This window comes from Mycobacterium sp. (genome assembly GCF_032162105.1).
Classification (GTDB): Bacteria; Actinomycetota; Actinomycetes; order Mycobacteriales; family Mycobacteriaceae; genus Mycobacterium.
Genome location: NZ_JAVRPS010000532.1, coordinates 1 through 15,069, shown reverse-complemented (window position 1 = coordinate 15,069; position 15,069 = coordinate 1). Strand labels below are relative to the sequence as shown.

The window sequence follows — 15,069 nt, the reverse complement described above, 5'->3', positions numbered from 1 at the left end:
GCCACCTCGCGGGCGAATGCCATTTCGTGGGTGGCCATCACGATGGTGCGCCCACTCGCCGCCAACTCGCCGACGAGGGCAAGTACCTCGCCGACCAGTTCCGGGTCCAGCGCGCTGGTGATCTCGTCGAGCAGCAACAGCCGCGGTTCGTAGGCCAGTGCGCGGGCGATGGCCACTCGTTGCTGCTGCCCACCGGACAGCTTGTCCGGGTAGGCGTCCGCCTTCTCGGCAAGGCCGACTCGGGCGAGTAATTCGCGGCCGCGGTCCTGGGCGTCCTTGCGCGTCGATCCGTGCACCACCCGTGGAGCCAGCGCGACGTTGGCCAATGCGGTCATGTGGGGAAACAGGTTGAACGATTGGAAGACCATGCCCATCGCCTGCCGGGCGGCGTCCGCGTCGATGCGCGGGTCGCTGATGTCGCGGCCGTCGAGCAGGATCTGGCCGTCGTCGATGTCCTCGAGTAGGTCGACGCACCGCAGCAGCGTCGACTTGCCCGACCCCGATGCCCCGATCAGCACCACCACCTGGTGCTCGTCGACGTCGAGGTCGATGCCGTCGAGCACGGGGCGATCGTGGTAGGCCTTGACCAGCCCCCGCACCGACAACACGGGAGCCGTCACAGCGCCCCCTGCCGCATTGCGACACGCCGTGCTGCCCAGTCGGCGAGCCGCGCCGACGGCACCGCGAGTGCGACGAACAACAGGCCGGCTACGACGTACGGCGTGAAGTTGTACGTGGTGGCCGCCTGGATCTGCGCGGCCCGTATCGCGTCGACGGCGCCGAGCACCGAGATCAGTCCGCAGTCCTTCTGCAACGCGACGAAGTCATTGAGCAGTGCAGGTGTCACCCTGCGCGTCGCCTGGGGCAGCACCACCAGTCGCATGGTGCGCCGATAGTTGAGCCCGAGTGATTTGGCCGCGGCCAGCTGCGACGGATGGACCGATTCGATGCCAGCCCTGAAGACCTCGGCGACGTAGGCGGAGTAGATCAGCACCAGCGCAAGGCCACCGAGCAGCACCGGGCTCGTCGGAACACCCGACAACCGCAACCCGGGCAGACCGAACCCGACGAGGTACAGGCAGATCAGCAGGGGCAGGCCACGGAACAGATCGACATACCCGGTTGCCAACGCCCGCACCGGAAACCACACCGGGCCGCGCAGCGTCCGCACCGCCGCCAGCCCGAGTCCGCAGATCAGGACCAGCACTTGGCAGACCACCAGCACCCGGATGTTCAGCCATAGGCCATCCAGCAGGGCGGGCAGGCTGTCCCAGCCGACACGCAGGTTGAAGAACGAGTCGCGGACCCGAGGCCAGCCCGGCGACGAGGTCACCGCGAACAGCAGCACCGCGGCGAACACGACGGTCGACAAGAGTGCGATCAGCGTCGACCGGCGGGCCCGGGACTGCCGGTAGGCCACCCGGTCGATCGCGCTCGCGTTCACGAGAGGACCGGTCACGAAAGGACCGGCGCGTTACCAGCGCCGGTAAGCCACACCTTCTGCAGTTTGAACAGGTCGCCGGCATTGCCGAGATCGTCGACGGCCTTGGATACGCATGTCGTGAGCGGGCTGTCCTTGTCCAGCACGATGCCGAACTGCTCGGCCTTCTCGGTACCGGCGGGCAACTGGCCGACGATGACCCCGTCCGTCAGCTCCGCCTGCACCGCGAACGCCGTCGGCAGATCGAGGACCAGCGCATCGATCTGGCCATTCGACAACGCGGCCTTCGCGTCGTCGTTGTTGTTGAATACCGCGACGCCTGCGTCGACCGCCTTGGCGGCGGTGTAGCTGGTCGTGCCCACCTGGGCGCCCAGCTTGAGGCCCTTGAGCCCGTCGAGTGTCTTCACTTGAGCCGCCGGCGACGACTTCACCGCGACGACCGCCTGGGTGACGTTGAAGTAGGGCGACGAGAAGTCGACGGCCTGCTTGCGCTCGTCGGTGATGGAGAACTCACTGAGGTTGGCGTCGAACGTCTTTGGACCCGGCGCGATGGCCGCGTTGAACGGCACGCGCACCCACTTCACCTCCTCCGTGGCGTATCCGAGTTTGTCGGCGACCGCGTAGGCGACGGCGGATTCGAAGCCCTTGCCGTTGGCCGGGTCGTCGTCGATGAACCACGGCGGGTAGGCCGGCTGATCGGTGCCGAAGGTGATGGACCCCTTGCTCAGCGTCGTCAGGGAGTCCTTCGCGCAATTATCGGCGGCGGGAGCGGACGACGTAGCGGTCGACGTGTCGTCGGCGGGGGCACACGCGGCCGCGGCGATCAGACCGACGACGGCCAGCATGGAGGCGAGACATGAGTGGTTGCGCATGGGCGGCATCATCGCGCACCGGCCGATTTCCCGCCAAGGTTCAGATCATGATGACCCGCTCGGCGCTCCGGGACCCGCGACGAGGTTCGGTGGGTGGCCGCCGTCGGCATAGGCCTCGATCTGGCGGACGGCCACGGCCCACGCCCGTTCCCAGGCCCCGGTGGTGCTCCCGGCCACGTGCGGGGTGAGCAGGAGCCCGGGCGCTGACCACAGGGGATGGCCCGCCGGTAGCGGCTCCGGGTCGGTGACGTCGAGCGCGGCGCGGAGCCGGCCGGAGGTCAGCTCTGCCAGGAGTGCGTAGGTGTCGACTGAACCGCCCCGGCCTGCGTTGACGACCACCGCGCCGTCGCGCAGCCGGGCCAAGAATTCGGCGTCGATGATGTGGTGGGTCGCTTCGCTCTCGGGCAGTAGTGCGACGACCGCGTCCGCGTCTGGCAGCAGCGCGTCGATGTCTGCCAGCGCGTGGACCCCCTGCCTGGCCCGCCTGCCGACCAGCACGACTTCGGTCTCGAACGGCGCGAGCCGGGATGCGAGGTTCGCCGCCAGGTCCCCGGCGCCGAGGACCACCACGCGCTTGCCGATCAGGGTCTCGGTGTCCTTTCGCCGCCAGACGCCTTCTGACTGCTGTTCGTGGAAGATGCCGAAGTCCCGGTAGATGCTGAGAAGCGCGGCCACCACCCATTCGGCCGACGAGCCGCCGTGCGCACCGCGCCCGTTGGACAGCATCACACCGGCGGGCAGCTGCGGTAGCCACTGCTCGTAGCCGGCGTTGAGGGTCTGGATGAGCCGCAACGCGGGCAACTCGACGAACCTGGCTCCGACGGCTGCGGCTTTGTCGTAACCGACCACGACCACGGTCGCGTCCAGGTGCCCGGGCGGCCACGGGTCGCCGGGCTCGTAACTGACCGCCTCGATCGTCGCGGGAGTGTCCATCTCCTCGATGCCGAGGCCGTGGGGGATAAGGACTTTCAACCGCGGCGCGGTCACCAGCGTCCTCGACGCACGACCTCCGCGAAGGGGCGGCGATTGGGCTTCAGGATCGGCTTGAGTGGGCGATCAGCGGGATATCCGATACCCAGAAGGTACGACACGATGTGATCGTCGGGGACGCCGAGGATGGCGCGCGCCTTCTCCTGGTCGCCCACCGACGAATGGCCGGTGCCGATCCCGAGGTCGGTGGCAGCGATCGTCATCGCCGTCGTCGCCTGCCCCAAGTCGTACTGGTCGATGAGCTTGGTTCGTTCGTCGGGCGGTTCGGGAACGATCAACGCAATGGCGGCCGCAGCCGACGCGATGTGACGCGCGCCCTGCCACACCGTGGAGAGTTCCTGCAGCTGACCCCGGTCGGTGACGATGACGAAGTCCCAGTGCTGGCGGTTCGATGCCGACGGCGCTCGCCACCCTGCCTCCGCGATGCGGTCCAGGTCGCCGTCGGCAACGGGGTCTGGCAAGTAGCTTCGTACGTTGCGTCGGGCACGAATTGCGTCCCAGGTCTCCATCTCGTCCTCCGGTATCTGTGCGAGGTGCATCGCGGTCAGAACCAGGAACCAAGTCCGGGTGCCGACTATTTCGGTGCGGCTAACCTCGATGCGGTGAGCAACGGTCGCACGCGGGTGCTAGTCGTCGGGGGCGGCTTCGGCGGTCTCTTCTGTGCCCGCAGGCTTGGGGGTGTGGACGTCGACGTCACACTGCTCGACCGCGCGGCGTGCCACGTGTTCCAGCCGCTGCTGTACCAGTGCGCCACCGGGACGCTCAGCGTCGGGCAGATCAGCCGCTCGTTGCGCGAGGAGCTGGCGCGCCACCGCAACGTCACCACCCTGCTCGGCGACGCGATCGACCTCGACGCCGACGCGCGCCGGGTCACCGCCCGCCGTCCCGACGACAGCACGTTCACCCTCGATTACGACGTCCTGGTCGTCGCCGCCGGGATGCAGCAGTCCTACGTCGGTCACCAGGAGTTCGCACAGTGGGCGCCGGGAATGAAAACCCTCGACGATGCGCTGTCGATCCGCCGACGCTTGTTCGGCGCCTTCGAGATCGCCGAGACGCTGCCGCCTGGACCGGAGCGCGAGGGCTGGCTCACCTTCGCCGTCGCCGGTGGCGGCCCCACGGGAGTGGAGCTGGCGGGGCAGATCCGCGAGATGGCGACCAGGACCCTGGCCCACGAGTTCCACAGCATCGCGCCCGAGGAGGCGCGGGTGTTGCTCTTCGACGGCGGCGAACGGGTGCTCACCAGCTTCGCGCCAGGCGTGGCGGGCAAGGCAGGCAAGATTCTGGAGAAGTTGGGCGTCGAGCTGCACATGGGTGTGCACGTCACCGATGTGCGTCGCGACGGTGTGACGGTCTCACCCAAGGCGGGTGGCCCGGACGAGGAGTACGCGGCGCGGACTGTGCTGTGGACGGCAGGCGTCGAGGCCGTGCCATTCGCGCGGCGGGTCGCCGAGGTGCTGGGGGCGACGTCGGACCACGCAGGGCGGATCGCGGTGGACGCCGACCTGACCGTGCCCGGACATCCGGAGGTCTTCATCGTGGGCGACCTCGTCGGCCGTGACCATCTGCCCGGTGTGGCCGAGAACGCCATGCAGGGCGGCCTGCACGCCGCCGCCTGCATCCGACACGATCTCGCAGGCAAGCCCCGCACTCCGTACCGCTACCGCGACCTCGGCTCGGCGGCCTACATCAGCCGCGGGCATGCCCTGCTGCAGGCCGGCCCAATCAGACTCACCGGATTCCTCGGCTGGCTGGGCTGGGGGTTTCTCCACATCGCGTTCCTCACCGGTGTGCAGAACCGGGTCAGCACCCTGGCGACGTGGTTCAGCGCCATCGCCCGCGCGAACCGCACCGACAGGACCTACCTGCTCGGCAGCACGACGACGGCCGACCAGCCCTACACGTGGACGAGCTGCGGACCAATCCCGGCGACGCGCCCGCCGGCCACCGACCCGTAGAGGACGCGGCTGACTACACGGCAGCGACCGCGCAGCAGCAACACGGCGTCCGTGTCATCCACAACCGCCATCATCACCACCGGCACCGACAACTCGGGAGGGCATGAAACGATCGGACGGATGCTTCCCGCCGACAATCACGTGCACTCCGAATTCTCCTGGGACACCGGAGTGAATGCGTCGATGGAGGACACCTGCCGCCGCGCAGTCGAGATCGGCCTGCCCGCGATCGCATTCACCGAGCACGTCGACTTCACCGAGTGGGGTGCCGACGACAACCCGCCCACCGGTGAGCCGGCGATCGCCAAGCGCGAGCGCGTGCTCCCGCTGGACGTCGACGGGTACTTGGCGAGCATCGAGCGCTGTCGCGACCGGTTCCCCGAACTTCGCATCCTGTCGGGCATCGAGGCAGGCGAGCCGCACCACTTCGAGGGCAGCGTGGCCGCCGTGCTCCGGCGGGGACGGTTCGACCGCGTGCTCGGCTCGCTGCACTCGATCGCGCACGACGGGCGGCTGGTCTTTGCCGACCGGGTGTTCGGGTACCGCCCGGCCGACGACGTGGTGCGTGACTACTTCGGCGAGCTGCTGCGCCTCGTCGAGGGCTCCGACGTCTTCCAGGTGCTCGCGCATTGCGACTACCCCCGCCGTTACTGGCCGAAGCACCGGGAGGGGGAGTACCCCGAGGCGAACTTCGAGGGGGAGTACCGCACCGTGTTTCGTGCGCTGGCCGCTTCAGGCCGGGCACTCGAGCTCAACACCAGCAGCCCGCTCGCATCGGTCGCTCAGATGCGTTGGTGGTTCGAGGAGGGCGGCGGCGCGGTGTCGTTCGGCAGCGACGCCCACGTGCCACTGCGGGTCGGGGCACAGTTCGAAGTGGCGGTGGACATCGTGGAGGCGGCCGGCTTCCGGCCCGGCCGTGACGAGTACGACTTCTGGCGGCGCTGACCTCAGTACTTCTCTTGCACCGGTTTGTATTTCAGCGCGTAGCGGTAGAATTCCGCGTTCCCGAGCTGGGCTGCTGCGGCTTCGTCGACGACGACCGTGACGTGCGGGTGCAGCTGAAGTACCGAGGCCGGACAGCTTGCGGTAACCGGGCCTTCGACGGCGGCTGCGACGGCTTCCGCCTTGCGCCCGCCCGTCGCGATGAGCACCAGATGCCTGGCAGAGCTGATCGTGCCCAGCCCCTGGGTGATGACATGGCGGGGAACCTCGTCGATGCTCGAGAAGAACCGGGCATTGTCCTGCCGGGTCTGCTCGGTCAGCGTCTTGACCCGAGTACGCGACCCCAGCGACGAACCGGGCTCGTTGAACCCGATGTGCCCGTTGGCGCCGATTCCCAGGAGTTGCACGTCGACGGGGCCCGCTGCGGTGATTGAGGCGTCGTAATGCTCTGCGGCAGTGAAGATGTCATCGGCGATGCCATCGGGGCCGTGCACCCGCGCGGAGTCGATGTCGACGTGGTCGGTGAACTCCGCGCGGATGACGTGCGCGTAGGACTGCGGATGACTCGGCGGCAAGCCCACGTACTCGTCCAGCAGGAATGCCCGAACTTCGGCGAAGGTGAGGCCGTCTTCCCGATACCGGCGGATCAGCTCCCGATAGACGGAAAGAGGAGACGAGCCCGTTGCTAGACCGAGGGTCGTGGCACCGGAGCGAACCGCGTGGTCGATGACGTCGGCAACGGTGACGCCGCATTCCCGATCGTGCTGCCTGATGACGATTTCCATTGTCCGCCTACGCCTCACCAGCGGACCGGCGCAGGACACGTCGGTCGACGACGAGATTCCACGCCGTGTCCTTCGCCGCCGCGATGGCGCCGACGAGAACGGCGTCCTCACCAAGGTGGCCTCCGACGATGTCGGGAACCATCGGAATCGTCGCGGCCAGCTCGCGACGCATCGGGCCGGCAAGCAGGTCGGCGTTGCGGCCGATGCCGCCGGCGAGCACGATCAAGCCCGGATCGAGCACGGCCGTGACCACGGAGACGACGTGTGCGAGTTTCAACGCTTCCTCCGCGACGACGCGTATCGCGAGTTCATCGCCTTCGCGCGCCAAGTCGAATATCTCCTTCGCGGAATGCGTTCGGCTCAGCCCAACCTCGTGTGCCGCTGAAACCACCGCCTGGGCCGCTGCGGCCACTTCTATCGGTCCGGGCCGCCCCGTCATCACCCCCGCCGGGACCCGACCGAAGGGCAGGTCCGCGATTTCCCCCGCCGCACCGTGCGCGCCGCGAAAGAGCTGCCCATTGACCAGGATTCCCATTCCGATGCCGGTGCCCACGGTGAGACACGCGACCACGTCGACGCCCCGGGCGGCGCCTAGCGCATGCTCACCGACCACGCAGAGGTTGGCGTCGTTCTCGACGAGCACTTCCGAGCCGCTCGCACCGAGCGCCGAGACCAGCTCGTGCAGCAGGCCGCGGCGCTCCCAGCCCGGCAGATTCGGCGCCCGGTGCACCGTGCCGGTGGCCGCGTCCGGGATGCCGGGTGTGCCGAGGACGGTCACCACGATGTCCTGCGGGGCCAGGCCCGCTTCCGCGACGGCGCGTTGGACGGTCTCTCTGACGGTGCGCAGCAACATCACCCCTGAGCGGCACCGGTTCGGTGCTTCAAGGCGGGCGACGACGGATCCTTCCAGGTCGGCGACCGCGACGCGAAGCATCTGCCGTCCGACGTCGACTCCGACGATGTGGCCCGCGTCGGGAGCTGTCCGGTAGATGACCGCGGAGCGGCCGGGACCAGCCGCGCTGCGTCCGATCGCACGGACTAAGCCGTGCTGCTCCAAGTCCAACAGTGCTTGCCCGACAGTCGGTTTCGACAGGCCGGTGTCGCCGGCGATCTGCGGACGGGTCGCTTCACCATGTCCTCGGAGTCGGTCCAGCACGAGGCGTTGGTTCAGCGCGCGCATGCTCGCCGGAGTGCCCGCCTGCGGCGCAGCTTGGCCGACCACCGTCTCCGTCTCCGTTTCAGTCGCAGGGAGTTTACAAACCAAACTCTTCCACACGCGCCAAGAATATGTTAAGAAACTTTCCTAACGAATGAACGGAGGCGCAACGTGAGTCCCTCATCTGTCAGCTCAGGGGAGTCCGGAGCCGTGGTGTCCGCGCAGCCGGCACTCGAGCGCAGGATCGGTCCCCTACAGGCCACGGCGATCAACATGACTCAGATGTGCGGCATCGGGCCGTTCGTCACGATTCCCGCCATGGTCGCCACGATCGGCGGCCCCGAGGCGATGTTCGGCTGGATCATCGGGGCCATCGTCGCGCTTGCCGACGGCCTGATCTGGGCTGAACTCGGTGCCGCGATGCCTGGCGCCGGCGGCACGTACATCTACCTGCGCGAAGCCTTCCAGTACCGAACTGGTCGGCTGATGCCGTTCCTGTTCGTGTGGAGCGCAGTGCTCTTCATTCCGCTGATCATGTCCACCGGCATCATCGGTCTCGTCCAATACCTCGGCTACCTGATCCCCGGCCTGACGGGCGAAACCGGGAACACCGCCCTCGGCAAGGTCATCGGCGTCGGCATCACCCTGCTGATCATCGCCGCCCTGTTCCGCAAGATCGGCCAGATCGGCAAGCTCACCACCGTGCTATTCGTCGTCATGCTGGTCGCGGTCATCAGCACGATCATCGCGGCGTTCACGCACTTCAGCAGCGAGCAGGCGTTCGCCTTCACCCCCGGCGCGTTCAGCTTCAGCGGGGGATCGTTCTGGGCCGGCCTCGGCGCGGGCCTGATCATCGCGATCTATGACTACCTCGGCTACAACACGACTGCCTACCTGGGCGGTGAAGTGCGCGACCCGGGCCGGATCATCCCTCGCTCGATCGTCATTTCGATCCTCGGCATCATGAGCCTGTACTTCCTGCTGCAGATCGGCGTACTCGGCTCGATTCCGCTCGAGGAGCTGAAGAGTGCGACGTCCGTCGCCTCGAGTGTGCTCGAGCAGGCGTGGGGCAGCGGCACCGCGCGCGTCATCACCGCCCTCATCGTCATCGCGGCCATCGGCTCGGTGTTCGCCGGACTCCTTGGTGGGTCCCGTGTTCCGTTCGAAGCGGCCCGCGACAAGGTGTTCCTGCCGGTGTTCGGCAAGTTGCATCCGAAACTGAACCTGCCCACCGCCGGCGTGCTCACCATGGGCGCGATCACCATCATCGGTTCACTGTTCACGCTGACGACCGTCATCAATGCCGCGGTCGCGACCCTGGTGATCATCCAGTCGCTGGCTCAGGTCGCTGCGATCGTCGTGCTGCGGCGTCGCCAGCCCGATCTGCCACGGCCGTACCGCCAGTGGCTGTACCCGCTGCCGACCATCATCGCGCTGGTCGGGTGGGTCTACATCTATGTCTCCGCAAGCTGGCTCTCGATCGGATTGTCGTTGGGCTGGATCGCGATTGGCGCGATCGCGTACCTGGCCTACGCCAAGGCCGAGCACACCTGGCCGTTCGGGCCCAAGGAGATCAAAGAGGCCTTCGTCGACGAAGTGCACGCGACCTAGAGCGACTACCTCCGCTGCTCCAACATGGTGGTGAAGCGCTCGAAGGTGGACGCGAACTGTTCTGCCTCGTCGCGGGGCCAGGTGCTCAGCATGTCGTCGAAGTGCTGGCTCAGTGTGCGGCGCGTGGCGGGACGGAGGTGCGCAAGGGCACGATCGCCGCCTTCATCGCCAACGCCAAGATCCTCGAGTCGCTGGCACCGACCGATCCCTGTTACGCAGAAGTGGCGGCGCAGCTGCGTGCGCTCACACCAGCAGTGCGGGCGGTCGGCGTGTTCGACGTGCTCGTGCCGCGGACGGCCACCATCGCAGCGCCCGTCGGCGAGGAGTCTGCGAGAAGCGGCTGAACTCGGTGTGCGCCTGCGCGATCGACACGGGCGCCTTGTTGCGCTCGAGTCAGCTCGGGCGCATGTTGCGATGACCTAACGATTGCGTTGTGTCTCGGCGTCGTTGCGAGCGCAATCCCTGCCGCCGTGGTCAGGTGGAAGTCGATGCTCTCCTACTTGAAGCCCTCCACCCCCTGCCTGACCGTCGCCGCGGTGGCGTGTTTGGCACTGTTCGCCATCACGGTGCCGTCTGCCACTGCCGCGCCCGCCACCGACGGGCAGGGTTACGTCGACTCGACGGCGCGATGCACCACGCCGGACAAGGCGGCCGCGTTCGGCAGCACGGCGACCTCGCGCGTTGCGATCTGCGAGAGTCCGGGCGGGCAGTACGAATACCGCGGCGTGCGGATACGCGATGGCGCCAAGCTGATCGTCCCCGCCTCGCGTTCGAGCGACGGCAAGTTCGCCGCCGAGAACGATGGAATCACCTACACGGTGACCGCGACGTCGCTGGTCGTCAGCACGGGCTCGCAGGTGATCCGCACGGAGTCGATGGTGGACTACCACGGGCCGGAAACACCGACAACGCCCACGTCGTCCACGCCGACGGTGACGGCAACGGCAACGGCGACCCCGACAACGACGACAGCCTCACCGACTTCACCTACGCCCACGACGCCGTTGCCGCCACCGTTGCCCGCCGAACAGGGCGGCACCCCTCGCTAGCTCGGGGAACTCAGAACGGAATCAGCGGCACCACGACGCTGCGCAGGACGATCACCGCCAAGAACACTGCGGTGAAGGCAAGGTCAACGGAGACGGACCCGAACCGCACCGGCCTCAGCACCCGCCGGACCGGGCCGATCACGGGTTCGGTAATGCCGTGCGTGATCCGGCGTGCCTGGTAGAGGCCGCTGCGGCCGCCCTCCGGGGACAGCACGCCCACCCAGTCGACGACCATGCGGGCAATCAACACGAGTTCGAACAGCAGGAGAACGACTCCAAGCAAGCCTGCGACCACCGCACGCTCCTTCCGACCTCTTCGAGTGTCCGCCGCACAGCTGAGAAGGGACTGAGCGAAACCGAGAGTCGGGTCGGCAGGTCAGGTTCGTTTCGGCCTGAACGTCTGGCCCTGCGCGTTGCCTTCCACCGCGAGTAGGTAGACGCGAGCCACGTCCGCTACGGGTGTGCCGTCTGATGGATCCATTCCCAGCTGGATCAGACTTTCACTCACCCAGCCCGGGCTGACAGCGTTCAGCCGCAGCCCACGGGGCAGTTCGACGGCCGCTGCGGTAACGAAGGCTTCGAGGCCGGCGTTGACCAGCGCCCCACCGGCGCTCCCTGGCGTATCGGCGGGAATCTCTCCCGTGGTCAGCGTGATCGAGCCGCCATCGGCTAGGACTCGGACGGCACGACGCGTCACCTCGACCTGTCCGAATAGCTTGGCTTTGAGCGTTGGCACGAAGTCGTCATCCGTCAGAGGGGTTAGTGGCGCGCTGGCGGCACAACAAACAACGGCGTCAACGGCGCCCGCAGACGACAAGAGAGCATCGGCGGAATCTGGCTCGGACAGATCGACGCTGGGGTTGCCACTGCGCGACGCACGCAGCACTTCATGCCCGGCGCTTTCCAGGACGGTAGCCAGCGAACGACCGATCGTGCCCGTGGCTCCGATCACTACCACTCGCATCTGCGCGAGTTTAGGCCGCCACTACCCCTTCATGAGTTCGCCGACGTGAGCGCTGACCGAATCGGCAAGGCCCTTCAGGTCGTAACCGCCTTCGAGGACCGCGACGAGACGGCCGTCGCAGTGCGTCTCCGCCGAATCCATCAGTGCGCGCGTCACCCAGGCGAAGTCGTCCGCCGTCATGTTCAAGGAGCCAAGCGGATCGCGTTCGTGTGCGTCGAACCCTGCCGAGACGATGATCAGCTCGGGGCGGAACACGGTGAGCGCAGGTAGAATTCGATCCTCGAAGGCTTCACGCAGTTCGCCGCCGCCGTCGCCCGCGGATAGCGGTGAGTTGAAGATGTTGCCCACGCCGGTTTCGTCCGCTTCACCGGTGCCTGGAAAGAGTGGCATCTGGTGGGTCGAGGCGTAGAGGACGCTCGGATCGGAGTAGAAGATCTCCTGCGTGCCGTTGCCGTGGTGGACGTCGAAGTCGACGATCGCGACGCGCGACAGGCCGTACTTCTTCTGCGCGTGACGCGCGCCGATGCTGATGTTGTTGAAGAGGCAGAAGCCCATCGCCCGTTCGGTTTCGGCGTGGTGGCCAGGTGGCCGGCACGCCACGAATGCGTTCTGCACCTCTCCCGTAAGAACCTTGTCGACGGCCTGGATGGTGGCACCCACGCCGCGCAGCACGACCTCCCACGTCGTGGGCTCCATCATGGTGTCGCCGCCGTCGAGATAGACGTAGCCGGCGTCGGGGCGCGCCGCTTCCAGCGTGTCGACGTAGCGGTTGGAGTGGACGTATCGCGTCGTCTCGAGATCGGCGATCTCGGCCCTCTCGCGCACCAGCGGGTCGAACTGCGGCTGGTCGAGCACGGCCGCCACCGCGCGATAGCGGTCGGGCCGTTCGGGATGGCCGGCTGAGGTCTGGTGATTGGCGAAGATCGGATGGTGCAGAAGCAGAGTGGCCAACGGCTTGAGCCTCTTTTCGGGTGGCGATCTGGGCAGACGCTGCCCGGATACTGTATGCACTTCACGCTAGCCTATGTCGCGGGTCCACTCCAGGGTTCCCGATCACTCCGTCTCGGGCGGCCCGGCGGCGAAGAAGGTATCCGCCGACCAGCATGACCGCCAAGGCCAGATAAGCCACGATCGTGAACGGCGCGCAGCTGGAGCTGACGGACTCGGACCCACTCGCGCCCGTCAATTGGTAACGGTTATCGTTATCGTATGACTTCGTCCCGCCGCCGCGTTCTCGGCGCCGCCGCCGCCGTGTTCGCGCTTGCAGTTCCCGTTGGATTGGCCGCATGCTCGTCGAATGACAGCGGAACCACCGCCGCGACGTCCACCAGCGCCGTGGGGGGCGCAGGATGCCCGACCACACCGATCAACGTCGTGGTCAGCGTCGACCAATGGGGCGACATCGTCTCTGCCCTCGGCGGCGAGTGCGCCAAGGTGACCACGGTTCTGGCCAGCTCATCGGTCGATCCCCACGACTTCGAGCCGTCACCCGCCGACGCCGCGACATTCGCGAGCGCCCAGCTCGTCGTCCTCAATGGCGCAGACTACGACCCGTGGGCGTCGAAGTTCGCGGCGACCTCGGCGCCCAACGCGCCGGTGGTCGATGCCGGCGTGGTCACCAAGACCGCGGCGGGTTCCAACCCCCACCTCTGGTACAGCCCGTCGGCGGTCGGCGCGGTCGCCGATGCCGTCACCGCCGAACTCGAGAAACTGGCGCCCGACGCCAAGAGCTACTTCGACGGCCAGCGCTCGGCGTTCAAGACGAGCATGGAGCCCTACGACAAGCTGGTCGGCGCCATCAAGGCCGGTGCATCGGGCAAGACCTATGCCGCCACCGAGACGGTCTTCGACTACACGGCGGCAGCCGTCGGGTTGGTGGACAAGACGCCGCCGGGCTATCAGACCGCGTCGGCCAACCAGTCCGACCCGTCACCGGCGGATCTGGACGCCTTCCGCCGCGCCCTGGCGGATCACCAGATCAACGTGCTGATCTACAACACTCAGACCGAGGGCTCGGTACCCCAGCAGATCCGCACGGCCGCCGAAGCGGCCGGGGTGCCCGTGGTCGAGGTGACCGAGACGGTGCCGCCCGGAACGACCTCGTTCGAGACGTGGCAGGTCACCCAACTCGACGCGTTGGCAAAGGCGCTTGGTGTCGCAGTCTGACCCGGAACCCGCCGCGCCTGCGCTCGCTTTCGACGACGTCAGCGTGGTGCGCGGCGGGAAGCTCATCTGGTCCGAGGGGACCTTCGAGGTGCCCGCAGGCGGCATCGTGGCGATCATCGGATCGAACGGATCAGGCAAGACCAGCCTGCTGAAGGTGATCCTGGGATTGATCCCGCCGGCCTCGGGCCGTGTCCGGGTGCTCGGGAAGTCGCCTGGTGAGGTCAACGAGTTCATCGGATACGTTCCGCAGAACTATGCGTCGGCGTCGGGGGAGGCCATCCGGGTGTGCGACGCGATCATGCTGGGCCTCAACGGAACTCGGTGGGCGTTCGGCCGCCCCACCCGCGAGGAGCGGCGTCGGGTGGCCGAGGTTCTTGACGCCGTGGACGCCGGGGCGTTGGCCCGCCGGCGACTGTCCGAGCTGTCCGGTGGGCAGCGCCAACGCGTCGCGATCGCCGAGGCGCTGGTCGCCGACCCGAAGATGCTCATTCTCGACGAACCGCTGGCGTCCTTGGATCTGCGCAATCAGCGCGAAATCGTCCAGCTACTGGACCGCCTCAACAAGGATCTGGGAGTGACCATCATGGTCGTCGCCCATGACTTGAACCCCCTGCTGGGCGTGCTGAGCAGCGCGGTCTATCTGTTGGACGGGCATGCGCACTTCGACACCCTCGATGACGTGGTGGACGAAAGCCTGCTCAGCCATCTGTACGGCACTCCGATCCAGGTCGTCCGCACACCGCAGGGCGCGCTCTACATGAGAAGCACGGGATGACGACGCAGGTCGTGGCCATGGGCTACCAGGACAACTGGTGGCAGATCCTCACGTCGCCGTTCATGGGCAATGCGCTGGCCGGCGGAACCATCGTCGCGCTCGCTGCCGGACTGATCGGCTTCTTCGTCATCGTCCGCAACACCGCCTTCGCCGCGCACGCTCTGGCGCACATCGGGCTACCTGGCGCCACCGGCGCGGTTCTCCTCGGACTGCCGGTCGCCCTCGGTCTCGGAGTGTTCTGTGTCGGAGGGGCGCTCGTCATCGGAGTGCTGGGTACGCGCCGAGCCGACCGCGAAGTAGCCACGGGCACCATCCTGGCGCTGGCGACCGGCTTCGGGCTGTTCTTCAACTCGCTGGCGA

Annotated in this window: 18 protein-coding genes; 8 read left to right on the top strand and 10 right to left on the bottom strand. The window is 67.4% G+C overall.

Features of this window, described 5'->3' with window-relative positions; genetic code table 11:
• The 5 genes from QOC69_RS27390 to QOC69_RS27370 form a co-directional block, all read right to left on the bottom strand.
• Window positions 1-620, bottom strand: a 620-nt coding sequence (locus QOC69_RS27390) for an amino acid ABC transporter ATP-binding protein (protein ID WP_526445602.1), incomplete at its 3' end; no start/stop codon positions are given.
• Entirely contained in the window at window positions 617-1,459 is an 843-nt protein-coding gene (locus QOC69_RS27385; RefSeq protein WP_526445600.1) for an amino acid ABC transporter permease, read from the bottom strand. The genes QOC69_RS27390 and QOC69_RS27385, both read right to left, overlap by 4 nt.
• Window positions 1,456-2,313, bottom strand: coding sequence for an ABC transporter substrate-binding protein (locus QOC69_RS27380; protein WP_526445598.1), 858 nt, complete (start codon window positions 2,311-2,313; stop codon window positions 1,456-1,458). The genes QOC69_RS27385 and QOC69_RS27380 overlap by 4 nt, the downstream gene beginning before the upstream one ends.
• Window positions 2,314-2,358: 45 nt before the next feature.
• Complete coding sequence (locus QOC69_RS27375) at window positions 2,359-3,300, bottom strand: 2-hydroxyacid dehydrogenase (protein ID WP_526445596.1); 942 nt, start codon at window positions 3,298-3,300, stop codon at window positions 2,359-2,361.
• Window positions 3,297-3,812, bottom strand: coding sequence for a nitroreductase family protein (locus tag QOC69_RS27370; protein WP_526445604.1), 516 nt, complete (start codon window positions 3,810-3,812; stop codon window positions 3,297-3,299). Before QOC69_RS27370 ends, QOC69_RS27375 begins: the two co-directional genes overlap by 4 nt.
• Before the next feature lie 93 nt (window positions 3,813-3,905).
• Between QOC69_RS27370 and QOC69_RS27365 the strand changes: the two genes are divergently transcribed.
• On the top strand, window positions 3,906-5,261 hold the full coding sequence (locus tag QOC69_RS27365; RefSeq protein ID WP_526445594.1) for an NAD(P)/FAD-dependent oxidoreductase: 1,356 nt from the start codon (window positions 3,906-3,908) through the stop codon (window positions 5,259-5,261).
• Window positions 5,262-5,312: 51 nt separating this feature from the next.
• The gene (locus QOC69_RS27360) at window positions 5,313-6,206 is read left to right on the top strand and encodes a PHP domain-containing protein (RefSeq protein ID WP_526445592.1); all 894 of its coding nucleotides are present in this window, start codon (window positions 5,313-5,315) and stop codon (window positions 6,204-6,206) included.
• A 2-nt stretch (window positions 6,207-6,208) separates the two neighbouring features.
• Here QOC69_RS27360 and nagB read toward each other — a convergent pair whose 3' ends face one another.
• Both nagB and QOC69_RS27350 read right to left on the bottom strand, forming a co-directional pair.
• Window positions 6,209-6,988: a glucosamine-6-phosphate deaminase gene (gene nagB, locus QOC69_RS27355; protein WP_526445590.1), complete on the bottom strand. Its 780-nt coding sequence runs from the start codon at window positions 6,986-6,988 to the stop codon at window positions 6,209-6,211.
• 7 nt (window positions 6,989-6,995) lie between these two features.
• Window positions 6,996-8,210, bottom strand: a complete 1,215-nt coding sequence (locus QOC69_RS27350) for an ROK family transcriptional regulator (RefSeq protein ID WP_526445588.1) — start codon at window positions 8,208-8,210, stop codon at window positions 6,996-6,998.
• 105 nt (window positions 8,211-8,315) lie between these two features.
• Between QOC69_RS27350 and QOC69_RS27345 the strand changes: the two genes are divergently transcribed.
• From QOC69_RS27345 to QOC69_RS27335, 3 genes are all read left to right on the top strand, one after another.
• On the top strand, window positions 8,316-9,755 hold the full coding sequence (locus tag QOC69_RS27345; protein ID WP_526445586.1) for an amino acid permease: 1,440 nt from the start codon (window positions 8,316-8,318) through the stop codon (window positions 9,753-9,755).
• 101 nt (window positions 9,756-9,856) lie between these two features.
• Window positions 9,857-10,099: a hypothetical protein gene (locus tag QOC69_RS27340; RefSeq protein WP_526445584.1), complete on the top strand. Its 243-nt coding sequence runs from the start codon at window positions 9,857-9,859 to the stop codon at window positions 10,097-10,099.
• A gap of 144 nt (window positions 10,100-10,243) precedes the next feature.
• Window positions 10,244-10,804 (top strand): hypothetical protein, encoded by a 561-nt coding sequence (locus QOC69_RS27335; protein WP_526445582.1) that lies wholly within the window; start codon window positions 10,244-10,246, stop codon window positions 10,802-10,804.
• A gap of 10 nt (window positions 10,805-10,814) precedes the next feature.
• On the opposite strand, the gene QOC69_RS27330 is transcribed toward QOC69_RS27335, so the two are convergent.
• From QOC69_RS27330 to QOC69_RS27320, 3 genes are all read right to left on the bottom strand, one after another.
• Window positions 10,815-11,099 carry a YggT family protein gene (locus tag QOC69_RS27330; RefSeq protein WP_526445580.1) on the bottom strand — a complete coding sequence of 95 codons (285 nt, stop codon included), beginning with the start codon at window positions 11,097-11,099 and terminating at the stop codon, window positions 10,815-10,817.
• An 81-nt stretch (window positions 11,100-11,180) separates the two neighbouring features.
• Complete coding sequence (locus QOC69_RS27325; protein ID WP_526445578.1) at window positions 11,181-11,768, bottom strand: short chain dehydrogenase; 588 nt, start codon at window positions 11,766-11,768, stop codon at window positions 11,181-11,183.
• A gap of 21 nt (window positions 11,769-11,789) precedes the next feature.
• Window positions 11,790-12,719, bottom strand: a complete 930-nt coding sequence (locus tag QOC69_RS27320; RefSeq protein ID WP_526445576.1) for a histone deacetylase family protein — start codon at window positions 12,717-12,719, stop codon at window positions 11,790-11,792.
• Window positions 12,720-12,977: 258 nt separating this feature from the next.
• Here QOC69_RS27320 and QOC69_RS27315 point away from each other — a divergent pair, with 258 nt between their 5' ends.
• The 3 genes from QOC69_RS27315 to QOC69_RS27305 form a co-directional block, all read left to right on the top strand.
• Window positions 12,978-13,934, top strand: a complete 957-nt coding sequence (locus QOC69_RS27315; RefSeq protein ID WP_526445574.1) for a metal ABC transporter solute-binding protein, Zn/Mn family — start codon at window positions 12,978-12,980, stop codon at window positions 13,932-13,934.
• Entirely contained in the window at window positions 13,921-14,709 is a 789-nt protein-coding gene (locus QOC69_RS27310) for a metal ABC transporter ATP-binding protein (RefSeq protein WP_526445572.1), read from the top strand. Before QOC69_RS27315 ends, QOC69_RS27310 begins: the two co-directional genes overlap by 14 nt.
• Window positions 14,706-15,069, top strand: a 364-nt coding sequence (locus tag QOC69_RS27305) for a metal ABC transporter permease (protein ID WP_526445570.1), incomplete at its 3' end; no start/stop codon positions are given. The genes QOC69_RS27310 and QOC69_RS27305, both read left to right, overlap by 4 nt.

What these genes read in the sequence shown, in the direction of transcription:
- QOC69_RS27380 (WP_526445598.1), bottom strand. Translation starts at nt 2,313, where the DNA reads ATGCGCAACCACTCATGTCTCGCCTCCATGCTGGCCGTCGTCGGTCTG.
- QOC69_RS27370 (WP_526445604.1), bottom strand. Translation starts at nt 3,812, where the DNA reads ATGGAGACCTGGGACGCAATTCGTGCCCGACGCAACGTACGAAGCTAC.
- nagB (WP_526445590.1), bottom strand. Translation starts at nt 6,988, where the DNA reads ATGGAAATCGTCATCAGGCAGCACGATCGGGAATGCGGCGTCACCGTT.
- QOC69_RS27335 (WP_526445582.1), top strand. Translation starts at nt 10,244, where the DNA reads ATGCTCTCCTACTTGAAGCCCTCCACCCCCTGCCTGACCGTCGCCGCG.
- QOC69_RS27325 (WP_526445578.1), bottom strand. Translation starts at nt 11,768, where the DNA reads ATGCGAGTGGTAGTGATCGGAGCCACGGGCACGATCGGTCGTTCGCTG.
- QOC69_RS27315 (WP_526445574.1), top strand. Translation starts at nt 12,978, where the DNA reads ATGACTTCGTCCCGCCGCCGCGTTCTCGGCGCCGCCGCCGCCGTGTTC.